Annotated in this window: 21 protein-coding genes and 1 tRNA gene; 19 read left to right on the forward strand and 3 right to left on the reverse strand. The window is 59.5% G+C overall.

Translation table 11 applies throughout. The features are described 5' to 3' along the window. The first annotated feature begins 12 nt into the window (after window positions 1-12). From AC13F2_RS01175 to AC13F2_RS01225, 11 genes are all read left to right on the forward strand, one after another. Entirely contained in the window at window positions 13-939 is a 927-nt protein-coding gene (locus AC13F2_RS01175) for a TraB/GumN family protein (protein ID WP_482964004.1), read from the forward strand. Between the two features lie 23 nt (window positions 940-962). Beyond that, on the forward strand, window positions 963-1,850 hold the full coding sequence (locus tag AC13F2_RS01180) for a TraB/GumN family protein (RefSeq protein ID WP_482964003.1): 888 nt from the start codon (window positions 963-965) through the stop codon (window positions 1,848-1,850). 125 nt (window positions 1,851-1,975) lie between these two features. Continuing rightward, window positions 1,976-2,659 (forward strand): 50S ribosomal protein L25/general stress protein Ctc, encoded by a 684-nt coding sequence (locus AC13F2_RS01185; protein WP_103024962.1) that lies wholly within the window; start codon window positions 1,976-1,978, stop codon window positions 2,657-2,659. A gap of 90 nt (window positions 2,660-2,749) precedes the next feature. Further along, window positions 2,750-3,313 carry an aminoacyl-tRNA hydrolase gene (pth, locus tag AC13F2_RS01190; protein WP_221598458.1) on the forward strand — a complete coding sequence of 188 codons (564 nt, stop codon included), beginning with the start codon at window positions 2,750-2,752 and terminating at the stop codon, window positions 3,311-3,313. Between the two features lie 114 nt (window positions 3,314-3,427). Beyond that, window positions 3,428-3,649, forward strand: coding sequence for a PEP-CTERM sorting domain-containing protein (locus tag AC13F2_RS01195; protein WP_196846194.1), 222 nt, complete (start codon window positions 3,428-3,430; stop codon window positions 3,647-3,649). Window positions 3,650-3,785: 136 nt separating this feature from the next. Beyond that, window positions 3,786-4,781 carry an SDR family oxidoreductase gene (locus AC13F2_RS01200; RefSeq protein ID WP_482964002.1) on the forward strand — a complete coding sequence of 332 codons (996 nt, stop codon included), beginning with the start codon at window positions 3,786-3,788 and terminating at the stop codon, window positions 4,779-4,781. 64 nt (window positions 4,782-4,845) lie between these two features. Beyond that, window positions 4,846-5,946 (forward strand): redox-regulated ATPase YchF, encoded by a 1,101-nt coding sequence (gene ychF, locus AC13F2_RS01205; protein ID WP_482964001.1) that lies wholly within the window; start codon window positions 4,846-4,848, stop codon window positions 5,944-5,946. 8 nt (window positions 5,947-5,954) lie between these two features. Beyond that, window positions 5,955-7,217 (forward strand): alkaline phosphatase family protein, encoded by a 1,263-nt coding sequence (locus AC13F2_RS01210; protein ID WP_482964000.1) that lies wholly within the window; start codon window positions 5,955-5,957, stop codon window positions 7,215-7,217. A 66-nt stretch (window positions 7,218-7,283) separates the two neighbouring features. Then, complete coding sequence (locus AC13F2_RS01215; RefSeq protein ID WP_482963999.1) at window positions 7,284-8,081, forward strand: DUF1206 domain-containing protein; 798 nt, start codon at window positions 7,284-7,286, stop codon at window positions 8,079-8,081. Window positions 8,082-8,117: 36 nt separating this feature from the next. Further along, on the forward strand, window positions 8,118-8,858 hold the full coding sequence (locus AC13F2_RS01220; RefSeq protein WP_482963998.1) for a MauE/DoxX family redox-associated membrane protein: 741 nt from the start codon (window positions 8,118-8,120) through the stop codon (window positions 8,856-8,858). Between the two features lie 16 nt (window positions 8,859-8,874). Further along, window positions 8,875-9,333, forward strand: a complete 459-nt coding sequence (locus AC13F2_RS01225) for a MaoC family dehydratase (protein ID WP_482963997.1) — start codon at window positions 8,875-8,877, stop codon at window positions 9,331-9,333. A gap of 1 nt (window position 9,334) precedes the next feature. Here AC13F2_RS01225 and AC13F2_RS01230 read toward each other — a convergent pair whose 3' ends face one another. Then, window positions 9,335-9,820 carry a hypothetical protein gene (locus tag AC13F2_RS01230; RefSeq protein ID WP_397490686.1) on the reverse strand — a complete coding sequence of 162 codons (486 nt, stop codon included), beginning with the start codon at window positions 9,818-9,820 and terminating at the stop codon, window positions 9,335-9,337. Then, entirely contained in the window at window positions 9,820-11,622 is a 1,803-nt protein-coding gene (gene mutL / locus AC13F2_RS01235; RefSeq protein ID WP_482963996.1) for a DNA mismatch repair endonuclease MutL, read from the reverse strand. Before mutL ends, AC13F2_RS01230 begins: the two co-directional genes overlap by 1 nt. Before the next feature lie 195 nt (window positions 11,623-11,817). On the opposite strand from mutL, the gene AC13F2_RS01240 reads away from it, so the two are divergent. From AC13F2_RS01240 to AC13F2_RS01270, 7 genes are all read left to right on the forward strand, one after another. After that, window positions 11,818-12,861: a rod shape-determining protein gene (locus AC13F2_RS01240; protein ID WP_103024952.1), complete on the forward strand. Its 1,044-nt coding sequence runs from the start codon at window positions 11,818-11,820 to the stop codon at window positions 12,859-12,861. 13 nt (window positions 12,862-12,874) lie between these two features. Continuing rightward, entirely contained in the window at window positions 12,875-13,765 is an 891-nt protein-coding gene (gene mreC / locus AC13F2_RS01245) for a rod shape-determining protein MreC (RefSeq protein ID WP_196846202.1), read from the forward strand. Further along, window positions 13,765-14,316, forward strand: coding sequence for a rod shape-determining protein MreD (locus AC13F2_RS01250; protein ID WP_103024950.1), 552 nt, complete (start codon window positions 13,765-13,767; stop codon window positions 14,314-14,316). Before mreC ends, AC13F2_RS01250 begins: the two co-directional genes overlap by 1 nt. After that, window positions 14,316-16,373, forward strand: a complete 2,058-nt coding sequence (gene mrdA, locus AC13F2_RS01255) for a penicillin-binding protein 2 (protein WP_103025076.1) — start codon at window positions 14,316-14,318, stop codon at window positions 16,371-16,373. Before AC13F2_RS01250 ends, mrdA begins: the two co-directional genes overlap by 1 nt. Then, window positions 16,370-17,488 carry a rod shape-determining protein RodA gene (gene rodA / locus AC13F2_RS01260; protein ID WP_482963995.1) on the forward strand — a complete coding sequence of 373 codons (1,119 nt, stop codon included), beginning with the start codon at window positions 16,370-16,372 and terminating at the stop codon, window positions 17,486-17,488. The genes mrdA and rodA overlap by 4 nt, the downstream gene beginning before the upstream one ends. A 205-nt stretch (window positions 17,489-17,693) precedes the next feature. Continuing rightward, window positions 17,694-17,769 (forward strand) — tRNA-Lys (locus AC13F2_RS01265). A 412-nt stretch (window positions 17,770-18,181) separates the two neighbouring features. Beyond that, the gene (locus AC13F2_RS01270) at window positions 18,182-19,111 is read left to right on the forward strand and encodes a HEPN domain-containing protein (protein ID WP_239805898.1); all 930 of its coding nucleotides are present in this window, start codon (window positions 18,182-18,184) and stop codon (window positions 19,109-19,111) included. A 25-nt stretch (window positions 19,112-19,136) separates the two neighbouring features. Here AC13F2_RS01270 and AC13F2_RS01275 read toward each other — a convergent pair whose 3' ends face one another. Further along, window positions 19,137-19,442, reverse strand: a complete 306-nt coding sequence (locus AC13F2_RS01275) for a hypothetical protein (RefSeq protein ID WP_475209792.1) — start codon at window positions 19,440-19,442, stop codon at window positions 19,137-19,139. Window positions 19,443-19,503: 61 nt separating this feature from the next. Here AC13F2_RS01275 and AC13F2_RS01280 point away from each other — a divergent pair, with 61 nt between their 5' ends. Further along, window positions 19,504-20,100 carry an SOS response-associated peptidase gene (locus AC13F2_RS01280; RefSeq protein ID WP_239805896.1) on the forward strand — a complete coding sequence of 199 codons (597 nt, stop codon included), beginning with the start codon at window positions 19,504-19,506 and terminating at the stop codon, window positions 20,098-20,100. Window positions 20,101-20,390 lie beyond the last annotated feature (290 nt).

Consider the following 20,390-nt stretch of genomic DNA (forward strand, 5'->3'; position numbering starts at 1 on the left):
GAATCACATAATATGAAACGCCTTACTTCGGGCCCGCTGTCGGGCTGCCTTCTGTCGCTTGCACTTCTGCTGCAGGGGTGTGCCGCCTATTCGCAGGAAAATGTCGCCACCGCGCCCGTGGCGGATGGGCGGACAGGCGATGGCCCGGGCCTGTGGAAGGTGGCGGATGAGGATACGACGATCTATCTGTTCGGCACGGTTCATGCCCTGCCCGATAGCGTCGACTGGTATCAGGGACCGATCGAAAGCGCGCTTGCGGAAACGCAGGAACTCGTAACCGAAATTCCGAGCTCCGAAACGCAGGACCCGGCATCGCAGCAGATGGTGATGTCAAAGGCGATTCTGCCGGCAGACCAGTCGCTGCGCGAAATGCTCAGCGATAGCGACCGCACCACATACGAAGCGGCGCTGACCAAGCTGGACATGCCGCCCGCAGCGTTCGACCGTTTCGAACCGTGGTTTGCCGGAATGACGCTATCGGTGCTGCCGCTGATAAAGGCCGGGTACAGTGCCGAAAGCGGCGTGGAAGCCAAGCTGGAGCAGCTCGCTCCAGCCTCGGCAGCACGCGGCGCGCTGGAAACCATGGAATGGCAGATCGGTCTGTTCGATTCCCTGCCCAAGGAATCCCAGACCGCCTTCCTTATGGTGTCGGCGGAAAATATCGATCGCATCGTGCCCATGATGGACAGCATGGTCGCCGAATGGCTGGCCGGCGATGCCGACGGGCTGGCCGAGCTGATGAACGAAGGCCTAACCGATCCGGCGCTGGCGGATGCCCTGCTCTACAAACGCAATGAAAACTGGGCCAACTGGATAAATACGCGCCTCAAGCGCCCTGGTACCGTGTTCATCGCGGTTGGCGCGGGGCACCTTGCAGGTCAGAAAAGCGTGCAGGATTACCTGACAGAGCGCGGTCTGACCGTTGAGCGCGTACAGTAACGTTCGAGCACAGCGGGTTTTTTGTGAAACGCGGCTTCCTGACGTCCATCTGCCTCGCGCTGTCCGTGCTAATCGCGGCATGCGGTTCGCAACCGGATATCGACAAAGCGGAGGGGCCGCACCCGGCCCTGTGGGAAATCGTGAATGGCTCCGGCTCGGTGGAAGGCTGGATGTTCGGGACCATTCACGCCCTTCCCGACGGGACCAAATGGCGTTCGCCCAGGCTGGCCGAGGTTATCGACAACGCCGATACGCTGGTGGTCGAGGTCGCCAATCTGGAAGACGGTGCGGAACTGTCCCGGCTGTTCGGCGAGATGGCGTTCGATCAGCCGACCGGCCCTTTGGAAAATCGCATCGACCCGCAATTTCGGGACGAGTTCGAAACGCTGCTGGCGAAGGCAAAAGTCCGTCGAAACCATTTCGATTCGATGGAAAGTTGGGCGGCCGCTCTGGCACTGTCTCAGGTGGCGCAGTCCAATAAGTCGCAGAATGGTGCCGATCGCGCGCTACTGACCGCCTTCGACGGGCGCGAAATCGTGGAATTGGAAGGGGCGCGAAGACAGCTGGCAATCTTCGACAGGCTTCCCGAATCCGAGCAGCGCGACCTGCTGAATGCCGTACTTGAGGAATCGAGTGAGTATGGCGATGGCCGGGGCGCTCTCGCCGAAGCCTGGCTTGCCGGCGATCTAGACCAGCTAACGCAACTGACGCGACGCGGGGTTCTGGCTGATCCCGAACTCGAGAAAGCCCTGCTGCACGACCGTAATGCGAGCTGGGCGGCACAGATCGAGAATTTGCTGTCTGCCGAAGAAAAACCGTTGATCGCGGTTGGCGCCGGGCACCTTCTGGGCGAAGGCGGCCTGCCGGCATTATTGCAGAAACGCGGCTATACCGTCAGGCGAATCGAATAGCCGGACAGGCCGGTTAAGGCTTGCCTTTCCCCCGCTTCGTGCTATCGGCGCGCCCTTCGGCACCATGGTCATCCCTGGAGGTGTGGTGGACCGAGCAACCAATATGCATTCGAAAGGTATGTGACATGAGCGACGCTCTGACCCTGCCGGCCGAGGCGCGCGAACGGGCTGGCAAGGGAGCCTCCCGTCAACTGCGCCGCGATGGCCGCGTCCCCGCCGTGATTTACGGCGGCAAGGAAGAACCCACACTGATCCATGTTGAAGCCAAGGAGCTGATCAAGCAGCTCGACAGCGGCCACTTCATGAATTCGATCGTCGAAATCGAACTGGGCGGCAAGAAATTCCGCACACTTCCCAAGGACGTAGCGCTTCACCCGGTCACAGACCGTCCGGAACATGCCGACTTCCTGCGCCTCTCGAAGGGTGCCAAGGTCGAAGTCCAGGTTCCGGTTGTCTTCACGCATGAAGAAGCCTCGCCGGGCCTCAAGAAGGGCGGCGTGCTCAACATCGTCCGCCACGAGCTTGAACTTGTCTGCGATGCCGACAAGATCCCGAGCGAAATCGAAATCGACGTCACCGGCAAGGAAGTCGGCGATTCGATCCACATCAGCGAAGTCGCACTGCCGGCAGGCAGCGAAAGCGCGATCACGGATCGCGATTTCACCATCGCTACGCTCGTTGCTCCTTCGGCTCTCAAGAAGTCCGAAGGCGATACGACCAGCGCCGACGCAGCCGATGTTCCTGCAACCGAGCAGGACGCTGGCGAAGGCGACGAAGAGAATACCGAGGAAGAAGGCGGCGAGGACTAATCCTTCCGCCCTTACCGGGGTTTCACGAAGCGCCGGTCCCGCAAGGGGCCGGCGTTTTGCTTTTGAGGTGAGCGAAGCTAGAGGAGCCGCATGCAGATCTGGACAGGCCTAGGAAATCCCGGACCGCAATATGCGATGAACCGGCACAATGTCGGCTTCATGGCGGTGGACGTGATCGCCGACATGTATGATTTCGGCCCCGTTCAGAAGAAATTTTCCGGGTGGGTACAGGAGGGGCGGATCGGGTCCGAGAAGATTCTGCTTCTGAAGCCCGCCACCTTCATGAACGAGAGCGGCCGTGCTGCAGGCGAGGCATTGCGGTTTTACAAGCTGGAGCCCGATGCACTCACAGTCTTTCACGATGAACTCGATCTGGCACCGTTCAAGGTAAAGGTCCGTGTCGGTGGCGGACTGGCAGGCCATAACGGTCTCAAATCGATCAATCAGCACCTGGGGCCCGACTTCCGCCGGGTACGAATTGGCATCGGTCATCCCGGTACCAAAGAGCGCGTCCACGGCCACGTTCTGGGCAATTACGCGAAAGCTGAAATGGATCCGCTGACCGACATGCTTGCCGGGATCGCCGCCGAAGCCAAGTGGCTCGCCGCAGGGGATGACGCACGCTTCATGAGCGATCTCGCCTTGCGGATCTGACTAACTTACGCTGCACTGCGATAAACTGTCCCGGCAAGAGACAGCTTGAAGCCGGCAGTCGATTTTCGTCCTCCGAACACTAGTCCCCTCTCCAGATTGTTCAGGGATTTCATCATGCGCTTAGTTCAGACGGCTCTCCTTTCCGCTACCTTGCTTGCCTCGGCCACCTCGGCAGCGGCCATGACCCGTCCGCCTAGCGATACGGGTGGCAGCAGCAGCAGCGGTGGGACTTCCGTGCCAGAACCCGGCGCGCTCGCGATGATGGGAACCGGCGTTGCAGGCTATGGCGCGGCCGTCGCGCTCTACCGCCGCAAAAAGCGCAACGAAAAGCGCTGAGACATTTGGCGGTTCCGGGATGGGACCGCAAAGGCAGCGACTATCTGGCCGGCCGGCTCAGACTTTTTCACGATCCTGACGACGCGCTGGCCAATTGGGCCATGCCGCGGCATCATGGCTGTGAAGGAGACCAGTCATGACCGATCTTACTCGCCGAACCTTGCTCGCGGGCGCCGCGGCAACGGGCGCGCTCGCCGCTACGGCCTCGTTCGCTCAGGACGATAAGCTAGACACCCTTCCTGATCTGACCGGGCAGGCAATCCTGATTACCGGGACCTCGTCCGGCTTCGGCCGGCGGGCGAGCGAACTGTTTGCCCGTGCCGGCGCCACGGTCTTCGCTACCATGCGCAATACGCCGCGGCCCGAAGCGGATGAATTGCAGCAATTGGCGCGCGACGAAGGTCTGGATATCCGGGTATTGCGGCTCGACGTTCTGCTCGACGATGAGGTCGCAGAAGCGGTTGCGACAGCAGAGCGAGAAATCGGACGCGGGATCGACGTTCTGGTCAATAATGCCGGTGTCGGCATTACGGGCCCTGTCGAGGTTCAGGACATGGAGGCAACCAAGCTCGCTTTCGATACCAATGTGCTTGGTTATCACCGGCTTGTCCGCGCTGTCCTACCCGGAATGCGTGCGCGCAAACAGGGTCATTTCTTTGCCGTTTCAAGCCAGCTCGGCCGGGTAATGGTCCCCTATTCCGGCCACTATTCCGCGACGAAGTTCGCGGTCGAAGCCATGTTCGAACAACTAGCCTACGAACTGGTACCGCATAATATCGGCGTCACGATAATCGAGCCGGGCGGCTATCCGACAAAGGTTTGGGTCAACCGAAATCTATATTCGCAGGACCTCAAGAATCGCGCGTCTCAAATTCATCTCGACGGCTACCCGCAAATCGTCGCGACCATGGGGACTGAGGACGGATCGGGACGCCAAGCAGATCCAATGGACATCCCACGCGCCATGGCCAAGGTGCTTGCAATGGCGCCAGGCACTCGCCCCGTGCGCCTGCCGGTCAGTGCGGGAAGCATTCCGCAAGTCGCGATCAACGAGGTTTGCGCCGAGACCCCGGTCGGGTGGTTGGGGGAAAGCGGCTACGGCCCGCTGATCAAGGCCGTCCACAACGTCTGACGCTATGGCAATTCGTGTAGGGTGCGGCTAAGGCGCGCGCCACACACTATATCCGGAGTTTCTGATGGGTTTCCGCTGCGGGATCGTCGGCCTGCCGAATGTCGGCAAGTCCACCCTGTTCAATGCACTGACCGAGACGCAGGCTGCGCAAGCTGCGAACTATCCGTTTTGCACGATCGAACCGAATGTCGGCCAGGTGTCTGTCCCTGATGAGCGGCTCGAGAAAATCGCCGGGATAGCTAAATCGGCCAAGACTATTCCAACCCAGCTGGCCTTCGTCGACATCGCCGGTCTGGTGAGAGGTGCGAGCAAGGGTGAAGGTCTGGGCAACCAGTTCCTCGGCAATATCCGTGAAGTAGATGCGATCGTTCACGTGCTGCGCTGCTTCGAAGATGACGACATCCAGCATGTAGCCAACAAGGTGGACCCCCTCGCAGATGCCGAGGTGGTCGAGACTGAATTGCTGCTCGCTGATCTGGAGAGCTTGGAGAAGCGCGTGCCGGCAGCGGCCAAGCGTGCCACTGGCGGCGATAAGGAAGCCAAGCTGATGGCCAGCGTGCTGGGCCAGGCGCTGGAACTGCTGAAAGATGGCAAACCAGCCCGCCTCACCGAACCGAAGGATGAGGAAGAGGCGCGGGTTTTCCGTCAGGCTCAATTGTTGACTGCCAAGCCCGTCCTCTACGTGTGCAACGTCGCGGAAGAAGATGCTGCGAAAGGAAACGCGCTTTCGGAACAGGTGTTCGCCAAGGCCGCTGCCGAAGGCGCTGAAGCCGTCGTGGTATCAGCAGCCATCGAAAGCGAACTGGTCGGCATGCCGGAAGAGGACCGCGCAGAATATCTCGCCGAACTCGGACTCGTGGAATCGGGTCTCAGCCGCGTAATCAAGGCAGGGTATAAGCTGCTCGGCCTGCAGACCTTCTTTACAGCCGGCCCCAAGGAATCGCGCGCATGGACATTCCCGGCTGGCGCCAAGGCCCCGCAGGCGGCCGGTGAAATCCATACCGATTTCGAGCGCGGCTTTATTCGTGCTGAAACAATTGCGTACGATGACTACGTCGCTCTCGGTGGCGAAAGCGGTGCGCGCGAAGCGGGCAAGCTGCGGCAGGAGGGCAAGGAATACCTCGTGCAGGACGGCGACGTCATGCTTTTCAAATTCAACGTCTGAGAACACCAATGAACCGGATCGCTGCCGCCCTCGCCTTTGGTCTTGCCGCAATTACGAGCGGTTGCGCTACCTATACCGGCGAGCCCGTCGCAAGCGCGGCTATCGAACAGCGTGATCCGGTCACCATTCTCATCGCGATAGACGGATTTCATCCCAGCTATCTGGATCGCGGTTTGACACCCACCCTTTCCCGTCTGGCCGCGGATGGCGTCACTGCGCCGATGCGACCGTCTTTTCCCAGCAAGACATTCCCCAACCACTGGACATTGGTAACGGGTCTCGTCCCCGACCATCATGGCATTATCGCCAACAAGATGGAGGATAAGAGCAGGCCCGGTGAAACCTTTACGATGGCGACGGTCGATCCTTACTGGTGGAGCGAGGCCAAGCCGATCTGGGTGGAAGCGGAAGAGGCAGGGATCCGCAGTGCTGCCATGTTCTGGCCCGGCTCGGCGGTCCCCTGGGGCGGCACCGCGGTTCGCTACGGCCCCGTCACGGACGGCGAGATGGCGAGCGACTGGCAGGCTTTCAGCATGCAGGTTTCGAATACCCAACGGGTCAATGCGGTGCTCGACTGGTTGCGGCGTCCTGCAGACATTCGTCCCGAATTTGTGACCCTGTATTTCGACACCGTCGATAGTGCGGGCCATGATGGCGGTCCCGAGAGCGAAGAGGTGAACCGCGCACTCGCCGACGTGGATCAGCACATCGCAAATTTAGTTTCGGGCCTTCAAACCCTGGGGCAACCAGCCAATCTGGTCATCGTGTCCGATCACGGCATGGCCGCAACAGGGTCGGACAAAGTGGTCGTGCTGGCCGATATCGTCGATCCGTCGCTCTATCGCCTCGTAGAAGGCGGCGCCTATGCCACGTTCGAGCCGACGGAAGGCAACACGGCTGCGCTGGAAGCTGCACTCTTGCGTGAGCACGAGCATATGGAATGCTGGCGCAAGGGGGATATGCCCGCCCGCTTCCAGTATGGCACCCACCGACGTATCCCGCCCTATTTCTGTTTGCCGGATACAGGTTGGACCATCATTCCGACGGCGCCGGAAGGTAGCTGGCACGGCGGCAACCACGGTTTCGATCCCTATTCGCCGGAGATGACGTCGCTATTCATCGTCAATGGTCCAGCCTTTCGGCACGGCACCACGCTCCCTTCTTTTCAGAATACGGCTGTGACGCCGTTGCTTCGCCAGCTACTGGGCCTTCCTCAAGCAGCCAAAACTGACGGCAAACTGTCCGATGTGTCCGGGGCGCTCGTACCCTAATTTACGCACCATCCGGAACGAGCGTCCCATGTTCCCGTTGCCATGCAAAGGTAGTGGGGATGAAACGTGGGTAGCAAGTCTTCTAAATTCAGCACATTGGTGCGCGTCGGCTACTTCAGTCGTGCCATCCTCTATTGCGTTCTCGGCCTGATCGCTCTGACCAGTGCCGGTCGGATCAGTCAGGGTACGAATGGTATCTTCGACGCCATCGAAGAGTTTCCGTTGGGGCATGCCATCCTGTGGCTGATGGTGGTCGGCCTGTTGGCCTATGCCCTGTTTCGCTTCGCCTCGACCTTCTTCGATATCGAAAACCAGGGCAGTGACACCACGGGATGGGCGCATCGTATCGGCCATGCCGGTAGTGCCATCGGTCACCTTGCCCTGGCCTTCTCCGCATATCAGTTCGCGACTACCGGAAGCGACACTGGTGGCGGGGCGCAGGATGCAGCTTCGGGCATACTTTCCATGCAATTCGGCGGGGCAGCGCTCGGCCTACTTGGCATAGCATTTTTCGCTACTGCTTTTTTTCAGGCGAAGAAGGCGGTGACCGGCAGTTTCATGAACCGGATCAGTCCTGCTGCTCCTTCGCAAACACGCTTGCTCGGGGGCATCGGATACATCGCGCGGGCGGTTGTATTCCTCGTCATCGGTTGGTCGTTGTTCAAAGCCGGGTTCATGTCAGCCGGAGCAGGTCAGATTAAAACGCTGGGCGACGCAGTCGCAGCCCTTGCCGGCGAAGGCATCGCCTTCACGCTTGTCGCGATCGGTGTCTTGGCGTTTGGGATATTCAGTCTGGTGCTCGCGAGGTATCGGACCATTCCCGAGATGAATCTGAACGGGCGCGTTCCCAAGTTCCGTTCGTGAGTTGAATAATACCCCCTAGGGGTATACATTCCGATTATGTCGAGAACCGCGACCCTGTATCGAATGGTAATGGACAAGCATGTCTGTCCATTCGGTGTGAAATCGAAGTGGCTCCTTGAACGGGAAGGTTTTTCGGTCGATGATCGTTACCTGACCACCCGTGAGGAAACGAATGCCTTCAAGGCAAAACACGGGGTAGAAACCACCCCGCAGACCTTTATCGATGGCAAGCGGATTGGGGGCTACTCCGAGCTCCGCGAGCACTTCGGTCACGATAGCGAAGATGCAGAGGGGACAAGCTATCGGCCTGTCATTGCAGTATTCGCAGTCGGCGCTGCATTGGCGATTGCTCTGAGCCTGTTCGTTTTTCAGCTGCCCTTCACTATTCGCACTGCCGAATGGTTTGTCGCCTTTTCGATGGCGATGCTCGCCATGCTGAAACTGCAGGATGTCCAACAGTTTTCCACCATGTTCGTCGGTTATGATCTCCTCGGGCGAAAATGGGTGCCCTACGCCTATGCCTACCCCTACTTGGAAGCGACCGCAGCTATCCTGATGGCGGGCCGTCTTTTGCCTTGGCTATCCATACCCGTTGCCTTGTTTATCGGGACGGTAGGCGCGATCAGCGTTTTCTATGCGGTATACATCCAGAAGCGCAGCATCAAATGTGCCTGTGTCGGCGGCAGTGCGAATGTGCCGCTGGGTTTCGTTTCCCTGAGCGAAAATCTCGCCATGATCGGCATGGCGATTTGGATGTTGCTTCGTCCGACTTTGTGATCCATTGCAATATGCAATGCAGTTTTACGAAGATCTAGCCATCGGGCAGAAGCAGGCTTTCGGGCGCTACGAAGTAACGCGTGAAGAAGTGATCGAATTCGCTTCGAAATACGATCCGCAACCTTTCCATCTGGACGACGATGCTGCTGCTGCGACGCATTTCGGTAGATTGTCTGCCAGTGGCTGGCATACCTGTGCGATGACGATGGCCATGCTGGTCGAGAACCTGAAAGCCAACCGTCAGGCAGGACTCGGCTCGCCCGGTATTGATCAACTGCGCTGGAAGAAGCCCGTTTTTCCCGGTGACACACTGCGCTGTGAAAGTGTCGTTATCGAAAAGCGCCGCAGTGGATCGCGCCCGGAGATGGGAATCTTCAAAAGCTCGCTGACCGTGTTCAATCAGGACGACGAACCGGTTTTGGAAATGGTGTCCAATGGTTTGATCAGCACGCGCGACCCGGAAGGAAACGACTAGGCTACGCGCCGCATTGGGCAATCCCGCTCTTACGGTACACGACCTGTTCGCTTGCATCCCGGATCGTCAGGGTGGCCGGATAGTCGCTTGTCTCTTCGCCGGATTGTTCGCCCTCGGCCTCATCGAGATCCAGGGTCATCGAATAAGCCGCCCCGTCATATTTGCGACGCGCGAGATAGGGCAATTCTGGACTGCCCTTGTCGGCTGCAAGCGTAATCAGTTTATCGCCGCGCAGAAAATGACCGGTTTCGGCCATCGCCAGGGCAACCGCAGACATGCCCCCACCGTCCGGTGCAAAGCTGCAGCCTGTTCCGTATAATTCGTTCTTCTCGATCTCGCGGTAGCGGATCGGTTCGAGTTGGAGCTCCTCCGGTGGAGGAATGCGGTTAGCCTCCACCTCAGCAACCGCGGCAGCGCGTTCTTGTTCGTTCGGTTCATTCGAACACGCCACCAGCGTCAGGGCGAGTAGGATAATTGAAACGCGCATCAGTGCCTTCCGAACAGTTTTTCGACGTCTTCCATCGAGAGTTTGACCCAGGTCGGGCGACCATGATTGCACTGCCCGGACCGCGGTGTCCGCTCCATCTCGCGCAGTAGCGAATTCATTTCATCGACACGCAGGACGCGGCCCGCCCTTACCGACCCATGACATGCCATGGTGGCGAGCACGAGGTCGAGCTTTTCGCCCAGAAGCAATGCCTCCCCGTTCAACGCGAGATCGTCATCGATATCGCGCAAAAGCTTTTCCGGATCGGTCCGTGCAATGGCATGCGGCAGGCTGCGGACAAGCATCGCGGAAGGGCCGAACCTCTCGATAGCCAAACCATGTTCGGCCAGCTTCGGCGCTGCCTCCTCCAGCCTGTCGCAACTCGTTTCGTCCAGTTCGACCACTTCGGGAATAAGCAAGGCCTGGCTGCGTGCCACGGCCTCTTCAGCCCCCGCCTCGCGCAGCCGCTCTAGCACCAGACGCTCGTGCGCCGCGTGCTGATCCACCAGTACGAGACCATCCTTCGCTTCTGCGACGATGTAGGTGTTCGCCACTTGCCCGCGCGCTATGCCGAGCGGATATTCATCCGTCGCTTGTGTTACCGGCGCAGCTTCTTCGGCGCGCCCCTGCGGCTGCGCCATGACATCGGCCTCGACACCGCGCCATACGGCGCTGGCTTCCGCCACGCGCTGCTGCGGAGCGGACCAGTCCCGACCGCTGAACATGGACCGCAATGCCGCAGCCGGTTCTTCGCGCACCGGCTCCTGCTGCCAGCGCGCCATCGCTCCGGCATCCGGCGATTGTGCACTGCGCTTGTCGCCCGTTGCCAGTGCCTGCCGCAGTCCGGAAACGATAAATCCGCGGACCCCCTGGGCATCGCGAAAGCGCACTTCCGATTTGGCTGGATGGACATTCACATCGACGTCTTCGCAGGGCAGTTCGAGGAACAGGGCCAGCACAGCGTGGCGATCCCGGGCGAGCATGTCGGCATAAGCCCCCCGAACAGCTCCGGTCAGAAGGCGGTCCTTTACTGGCCGGCCATTGACGAACAGATACTGATGATCGGCAATGCCGCGGTTATACGTCGGCAAGCCGGCAATACCGGTCAGACGCATCGCCCCACGCTCGAGATCGATGGCAACGCCGTTATCCTTGAGTTCGCGTGCTACGAGTTGTGCCACGCGGTTCGCCAGCCCTTCGCCGGCCTGCAAACCGAAAATGCGGCGATCGCCGTGGTCGAGCGTGATCGCAATATCGGGTCGCGCCATGGCAAGTCGCTGCACCACATCCTTGCATGCGGCGTATTCGCTGCGCGGGGTGCGTAGAAATTTGCGCCGCGCGGGAATTTTCCCGAACAGGTTTTCGATTCGCACGCGCGTCCCCGGTGGCAATGCAGCCGGTCCCTCGTCGCGAATTTCGCCGTGGTCCACGACCCGTTTCCAGCCTTGCTCGGCCCCGTGCGGCCGGCTTTCCAGCGTAAAGCGCGCCACACTGGCGATGCTCGGCAGCGCTTCTCCGCGAAAGCCGAGCGTTGCAACCTGTTCGATTGCTTCGTTCGGCAGTTTAGACGTGGCATGACGTTCTAAGGCCAGCGCCATTTCCTCGGGCGACATGCCGCACCCGTCGTCGGTCACTTCGAGACTCGTCAACCCACCGTCGACCAGCTTTATCGCTATCCGGTTTGCGCCAGCATCGATGGCGTTTTCGACCACTTCCTTGAGCGCGGAAGACGGACGCTCCACCACCTCACCGGCGGCAATTCGGTTGACCAGATTCTCGGGCAGGCGGCGTATTTCGGGCATTGATGGGCAATACTAACGATGAAGCGCCACGATTCCGAGACAGTGCGTTTCGCTATCCCCCATGAGATGCACGGAAATTTTTGGCATTCCCTGCTTAATCTCGCTAAGGCACGGCCACCATATCCCCCCGGAGAGGTGCGAGTGGGCCGCATCCCCCTCGCCTGACCACGCGACAACACGGAAAATCGAGTTAAAATGGGCTTCTGGAACAACATCTTCAAATTCGGCGTGCAGAACATGGCGATCGACCTGGGGACCGCCAATACCCTCGTCTATGTACAGGATCAGGGCATCGTTCTTAACGAGCCGAGCGTCGTCGCCCTCGAGACGATCAACGGTATGAAGCGCGTCAAGGCTGTAGGCGATGATGCGAAGATGATGATGGGCAAGACTCCGGACAGCATCGAAGCCATCCGCCCGCTGCGTGACGGTGTGATCGCCGACCTCGACGTGGCCGAAGAGATGATCAAGCACTTCATCCGCAAGGTGAATGGTCGCAAGAGCCTGATGCGCTATCCGGAAATCACGATCTGCGTTCCGTCGGGTTCCACCTCGGTCGAACGTCGCGCAATCCGCGATGCGGCATCGAATGCTGGCGCATCGCAGGTTTATCTTATTCTCGAACCGATGGCCGCCGCGATCGGCGCCGACATGCCGGTTACGGAACCGGTCGGCAGCATGGTCGTCGACATCGGTGGCGGCACGACCGAAGTCGCCGTTCTTTCCCTGCGCGGTCTTGCCTATACTACGTCGGTTCGTACTGGCGGCGACAAGATGGACGAAGCGATCGTTTCCTATGTCCGCCGACACCACAACCTGCTGATCGGCGACAGCACAGCCGAACGCATCAAGAAAGACTACGCCGTGGCGCGCCCGCCGGAAGATGGTGTTGGCGAAAGCATCACCATCAAGGGCCGCGACCTCGTGAACGGGGTGCCCAAGGAAATTACGATTAATCAGGGCCACCTTGCCGAAGCGCTCAATGAACCGATCGGCGCTATCGTCGAAGGCGTGCGGATTGCGCTCGAAAATACTGCACCTGAACTTGCTGCCGATATTGTCGACCAAGGCATCGTGCTGACCGGCGGCGGCGCATTGATCGGCGGGCTCGACGATTACCTGCGCGAAGAAACCGGCCTGCCGGTCACCATCGCCGAAGATCCGCTTTCATGCGTCGCACTCGGCACCGGTCGTGCGATGGAGGACCCGATCTATCGCGGCGTCCTGATGACGGCGTAGAAAGGCAAAACGGATGGCGCCGATAAGTTCACGGCGCTCGGGGTATTCTCGCAGGGCGCAGTACAATCTTTTTACCGGTTACGTGATCGCGGGCATCGGCGCGCTGATCGGCGCGATCCTGCTCGCCCTGTCGTTTTTTCAACCCCATCTTTTCGGCGGACTCCGAGGGGTCGCGCAGGATGGTGTTTCGCCCGCCACGGAAGCTGCCTCTACTGTTCGTACGGGAAGCAAGGGGTTCTGGGACACGATCAGCGGCTACTACCGGGCCGGGTCCAAAAATGCTGACCTCAAGCGCGAAATGGAAATCGCGCGGATCCGCCTTGCCGAAGCGGAGGCGGTGAAGCGCGAGAACCTTCACCTCAAGGGCTTGCTGAAACTTCAGGACGCCGAGCGTGAGCCCGTTGCGGTGGCCCGCCTCGTGAGCTCTTCGGCCTCGAGCACGAGACGCTTCGCCTATCTCGGTGCTGGCTCGTCCGAGGGTGTCGAGATCGGTATGCCGGTACGGTCGCCGCGCGGCATTGTTGGCCGGATTCTCGAGGTCGGCAGCGACAGTTCGCGCGTTCTTCTCCTTACGGACACCGAAAGCATCCTCCCGGTCCGCCGCGCCAATGACGAGGTTGTCGCCTTCGCCGAGGGGCGCGGAGATGGGTTGATACGGATCAGGCTTATCAATTTGGGTATCAACCCGCTCAAGCCCGGCGATGTTTTCGTGACCAGCGGCGCTGGCGGATACTACCCTCCCGGAATCGCAGTCGCCATCCTGACGGAAACGACCGATGACGGCGGGGTGGCGCGCATTATCAGCGATCCCGCGGCCACCGACTATGTAAGTGTAGAACCGATCTACGAACCCGAAGCAGTGCTCGGCGCGGAGACGCCGATCGAGCGCGAACTGACCGACTGATGGAACGCAACGACCCGCGTTCTCGCAGCGATGCTTATGGCAGCCGGATCAACCGTTCGCATTCCAGCTTGCTGGCAAATGTTGTTCCCTGGGTCAGCATCATGGTCGCTTCGATCCTGCCCATCTTTCCGATCGCTTCGGCTCTCCCGATCATTCCACCCCTTGGATTGCTGATGCTTCTCGCCTGGCGACTGGTTCGCCCGGGCCTGATGCCGATTTGGGCAGGGATGCCCCTTGGTCTGCTCGACGATCTCTATAACGGCCAGCCCTTCGGATTTGCGATTTTCACATGGTCTCTGATCATGATCGTAATCGAACTTATTGAAACCCGGCTGCCGTGGCGCACATTCTGGCAGGACTGGTTCACCGCCTGTATATTGATCTTCGGTTATCTCTTGGCAGGCTGGCTGCTTTCAGGTGGCCAACCCACGTTCCATTCTCTTATCGCCCTGATACCGCAGCTAGTGCTTACCATTCTTCTCTTCCCGATCGCCGCACGTCTCGTCGCCATGCTTGACCGCTTCCGCCTTACCAGGTGGAAGGCGCTGTGATGCGTCTACGTAAGCGTGCAAAGCCGAAAGAGGTCGTAACGCAATCGACGCTGGACAATGCGTTCGACAGGCGGACCTTCGTCATCGGCACCGCCATGGGCGGTCTTGGCGTGCTGCTGGCAGCGCGGATGGGATACATCGCAATTGCCGAGAACGAAAAATACGAGCTGGAATCGGAAAGCAATCGGGTCAACCTTTCGCTCATCCCGCCACGGCGCGGCTGGATTCTGGATCGTAATGGCGCCCCCCTCGCCTCCAATAGAGCGGATTTTCGCGTCGATATCATTCCCGATCGCACTCCCGACACGGAAGCGACGATCGCGGCCCTTACGAAGATCCTGAACCTCGATGAAAATCAGGCCGCGGATATCCGCAAGCAGGTATCCGATGGTCCGGGATATCAGCCTGTCGAGATTGCTTCCGGCATAACCTACGACGAATTTGCCGCGGTCAGCGTGAGGCTGCCCGATCTGCCCGGTGTCGTTCCTCAGCGCGGTTTCTCGCGCTTCTATCCGACAGGGCCCAGCGTAGGCCATCTTATCGGATACGTCGGTACGGCGAATGCCGAAGAATACGCCGAACAGGATCGGAATCCTCTGCTCGTCACACCGGGCTACAAGATCGGCAAGGACGGACTGGAAAAGCAGTACGAGCAGGAACTTCGCGGTGTACCTGGCGCCCGGCGGGTCGAGGTGACGGCATCTGGCCGGATCGTACGGGAACTGGAAACTCGTGAGGATATCCAGGGCGATCCGATCCGGCTTACCATCGATGGACCCCTGCAGGATTATGCCGCACGGCGCATCGGCCTGGAAAGCGGCTCTGTCGTCGTAATGGACTGCGAAACGGGCGACCTCCTGTGCATGGCATCGATGCCTAGCTTCGATCCAAACAGCTTTTCGCAAGGGATCGGGCGCGTCGAATATTCCATGCTGCGCGATGATGAACGCGTGCCGCTGCGAAACAAGGTTCTGAAGGGTCTGTATCCGCCTGGATCGACGGTCAAACCCATGGTGTCCATGGCGTTCATGCGTGAAGGTCTGGACCCGGACGAAACGGTTTTCTGCGGTGGCGGTCTGCGCGTGGGCAATCGCGTATTCCGCTGCTGGAAACGCGGCGGCCACGGCACGGTCAATATGGCCAAGGGCATCTACCAGTCGTGCGACGTCTATTACTATCACTTCGCTCAGCGTATCGGCATGGATCCCATTGCTGCCATGGCGCAGCGCTGCGGAATGGGGCAGGAATTCCCCCTCCCCGTCGCCAGCCAATTCTATGGCACCGTGCCGTATCCCGCCTGGAAGGAAGAGAAATACGGGCGCCCCTGGCAGGCATTCGACACCGTCAATGCCACCATCGGGCAAGGCTACATGCTGGCCAATCCGCTTCAACTGGCAGTGATGTCGGCGCGTCTCGCAACCGGGCGGCACGTTCAGCCCCGGTTGGTAACCTCCACACCGGTCAAAGGTTTCGACGAAGTCGATTTTGCTCCCGAGCACGTGGCCTATGTTCGTCAGGCGATGAGCGATGTCGTCAACGGCCCCGGAACCGCCGGTCGTGCTCGTCTGCCCTTCGACGACATCAAGATGGCGGGCAAGACAGGAACCGCACAGGTCGTGGGCCTGAATTTGTCGGACGGCAAATCGGGGCCATGGAAATACCGCGACCACGGCCTCTTCATTTTCTTCGCGCCCTTTGACAAACCGAAATATGCGGGGGCCGTCGTGATCGAGCATGGCGGTGGCTCCGGTTCCGCTTATCCGATCGCGCGCGATGTGATGACCTTTTTGTTCGATCCCGAAAAGGGCATGGAAATGCTTCGCGGCTTCGAGGAGCAATGGGGCGGCACCGCACAGCAACGGCTCGATGCGAAATACCGTGCCTATGCGGCAGCAGCCGGAGAGGACGTCAAACCCGTTCCGGCCCGCGACGAAGAGATATTCGATCAGGTCGAGGCCGAAGCCCGTCTCGCCGTGCGCCGGCAGGAAAGCCTCGCCGACGAAAAGGTTGATCCGCGTCTCGACACCTCCCTTTCATCCGGACAGGCCAGCGAATGAGCGGGATCGTTCCGGCGCCCATCGCGCGCCAGCCATGGCGAATGCTTTTCCCACTTTTCGTCCTGATCGGATTCGGCGCGCTGGTGCTTTTCTCGGCCGCAGCCGGAAGCTGGCAACCCTATGCCGCCTCGCACATCCTGCGATTTGGTATTTTCCTCGTGATGGCCTTCATTCTGGCCCGCTTCACTCGCGAATGGGCCATTTTTCTGGCATTTCCCATATATGGCATCATTCTGCTGATGCTGGTCGCGGTGGAAGCGATCGGCTTCGTCGGCGGAGGTAGCCAACGCTGGCTGGACCTCGGGTTCATGCAATTGCAGCCATCGGAATTGATGAAGCCGGCCATCGTCTTGGTGCTTGCGCGGTTCTACTCGTCGCTCCCTGTAGGTATGATCCCGACTTGGCGTGCGCTGATCCCGGCTGGCGGCCTGATCCTTACCCCCGTCGCGCTCGTACTGTTGCAACCCGATCTGGGGACGTCGCTCGCCATCGTCTTCGGCGGAGCCCTCGTCATGTTCTCAGCCGGCCTCCCCATTCGCTGGTTCATGGGCGCTGGATTGGCTGCGGCAGTTCTTGCACCGGTAGCCTTTTTTGTCGGTTTGCAACCTTACCAGCAGAAGCGCGTCTTCACGTTCCTGGATCCCGAAAGCGATCCGCTGGGTGACGGCTATCACATCACCCAGTCCAAGATCGCCATCGGGTCTGGTGGGTTCTCCGGAAAAGGCTTCAACGAAGGGTCACAGAGCCACCTGCACTACCTGCCGGAACCGCATACCGACTTCATTTTCGCTACCATGGCCGAAGAATGGGGTTTCCTTGGCGGACTTGTGGTCATCGGGGCCTTCGCGCTGATTTTCAGTTGGGGCCTGTCCGTTGCGCGCGCGAGTAACGACCGTTTTGGCAAGCTGATCGCCCTGGGAATGACGGCTACCGTCTTCTTCTATGTCGCGATCAACCTCATGATGGTGATGGGTCTTGCTCCCGTTGTGGGTATCCCCCTGCCCTTCATGAGCCATGGCGGTAGTTCGATGCTCACCAACATGATCTGTCTTGGATCGATCATGATGGTCGACCGGTGGAACCGGAAAGCACCCCGCGCCGGAATCATGCGATAGCCGCACGCTTTCTTGGGCGCGCATCATCAGATTTCGGTGTCGACAGGCTTGCCAAATTACGGGTTCACCTGACCGAATGGCAGGTTTTTCGCATGCGCCAGCAGAGATTGCCTTTAGGGGCTTTTCTTCCCGCAAAACCCCGCTATACGGGCGCCTCCCGAGTCGGGAACGCCTCACTCCACGAGGCAGCGGTACGCCGCAGTGTGGACGCATAGCTCAGTTGGTAGAGCAGCTGACTCTTAATCAGCGGGTCCTAGGTTCGAGCCCTAGTGCGTCCACCAAACCTTTCAAAGACTTAAGGCCGATATTACACCCCTTCCCAATGGGTGTCGAGGGCCGTTTAATCACCACGTAATCAAGCGGCCTCGTGCAGTGGCGTAAGAGCCCCGGAAACTCTGGCGTAGCGCAGAGTACTTGAGGCGCGCTTTGTCGGGATTTCGTCTCCCCGCTCGAATTCCCGCACATCCGAATGTGATCCCGAATGAAGGGGAAATTTCCATCCAATTTCGTCCGGATTCATCCGGTGCCAACGTCCTACAGCGCTCCTCCTCGCCCCCTCCCCAATTCTTGGTATTGACGGACGGTGCTCGCGGTGAATCACTATCAGCGAGCAAACGTCCTGGAGTTTTTTGGATGAGGATTAGCCGCGATGCATAGGTGCAAGCTTCACAGCAGCTTGCTAGGCATAGACCGATGAAGACCGACCTCGATCACCTGCCTCCGCAAAAGCAGCGCGAGCTGGAGCGCGTTTTGCAGTTGATTTTCGAAGAGTTCGAAGATGCATTCGCACTGGCCAAGCACGACTGGAAGAAGGCCGGGCGTATCCTCAAGGTCATCCTTTACGGAAGCTACGCACGCGGCACCTGGGTCGACGAGCCGCATACCGCCAAAGGCTACCAGTCGGATTATGATTTGCTCATCATCGTCAATGACAAGCGGCTCACCGACAGAGTGAAATATTGGGCAAAGCTCGATGACCGCCTGATGCGCGAATACGGCGTGACGGGCACGCTCCACACGCCGGTTAATTTCATCGTGCATACTCTCCAAGAGGTGAACGACGGCCTCGCGCATGGCCGTTATTTCTTCATGGACGTGAAGCAGGATGGAGTCGCGCTCTACCAGTCGGACGACACCGAGCTGCATACTCCTAAGCCGAAGACACCCCCGCAAGCGCAGGCGATGGCGCAGGAGTATTTCGACGAGTGGTTCCCGAGCGCCAGCCGCTTCAAGAAAGCAGCAGAATTTCTGGTTGGCGAAGGTGGCCTACGTGAGGCTGCGTTCAACATGCACCAAGCCACTGAGCGGCTCTATCATTGCGTGCTCCTGGTCTGCACGTTCTACACGCCTCACGTTCACAACCTCGGTTTTCTGCGCACTCAGGCCGAGCGCATCGACCCTCGCCTGACTTACGTCTGGCCGCGCGAAACGAAGCGCGACCGCGCGCGCTTCGAGAAGCTCAAGGAAGCCTATGTGAAAGCGCGCTACAGCAAACACTACCGTATCACGCCAGAGGAGCTCGAATGGCTCGGTGAGCAGGTCGAGGAGCTGGGTCGCGTCGTCCACGAAGTTTGTTCTGAGCGATTAGAAAAACTCAAAGCCGACGCCGGAAAAGGCTCTTAGACAATTGCCGGGTTGGCTTGCCTCGCTAGGATTGCTGAGCGTCACACCCACTCACCTGTTCTGTTTCAGGAAAAAGCGGCAGGGTTTTGTCGTCAAAACCGGCCTCTCCCGCCTCCCGGGTAATTTCATAAGGCCCGAGCGCCTCCACGATCCTTGCCGTGAGCGTATCGACCGCTTCGCGCCGGTTGAAGGCTCTCGTTGCTGAAAGCACGTCGCGGAGCGCGTAGGTCTCGGCCTTACCGAGCGCAGCCCCGATCACATGGTTAAGTTCATCATCGCTTGGTCGAATCAACATTTTTTGCGTTAGAACAAAACCGGAACTATTTGCCAATTCGAAACTTCCACCCTGCTTCCGATTGACAGCAAAACATGCTCCCGGCAGGCGCTTTGCGATGTGCAATCTCTACCGAATGACGAAGGCGAACGACGAGGTCGCGCGCTGGTTCAATGCAGTCGATCAGCTCGGCAACGCCAACTTTGGGACCGAAGTTTTTCCGGGATATCCCGGTGCTGTGATTGCAGATGGCAAGCTCTCGCAGATGACCTGGGGTTTCCCGTTGTCGCTCAAAAGCAAGCGCACCGGCGAGCCGCTCAAACCGAAGCCGGTCAACAACGCTCGCACCGACAAGCTCGACAGCTACATGTGGCGCTTCAGCTTCGAGGAGCGTCGCTGCCTCATTCCGCTGACGGCCTGGGCGGAAGCCGAGGGCACACCGGGAAGCAAGACGCGGACCTGGCTAAGTCGTCCCGATAGCGAATTGTTTGCAGCCGCAGGGCTCTGGCGCAACAGCGATGAGTGGGGTCTCGTCTACTCGATGGTGATGACCGACAGCGCAGGCGTTGCTGCGGAATGTCATTCACGCATGCCGGTACTGCTGTCGCAAAACGACTGGGCGAAATGGACCGACGGTTCGACAAGAGAGGCGCGTAGTCTTTGCAAGCCGTGGGTCGGTGAACTTGCAATCGAGAGGACTGATCAGCGCTGGTAGGACTACTTTCGGCCTGCGCTCACGCCGCTTTCAGTACACTTTAATCGTTGCGCTCGCCTCGCAACATCGACGCCACGTAATTGCAACTACGCTGCATCGCGTGCCGTTCAGATGAATTGTCCGTGGCCGTTTGGGGTGGGTAGGAAATAGGATGGCCGCTGTATTTGGGGAGGACTTGGCTGCGGCCAAGTCTTGCACAGCGGCTGCATCAGGCGCTTCCCTCGCTCCGGTTAAACGGAAGCGTAGGAGTCGGATGATGGAGTACTTTGCAGGGCTCGATGTATCGATCG

The organism is Qipengyuania sp. L-5Y (genome assembly GCF_056859455.1).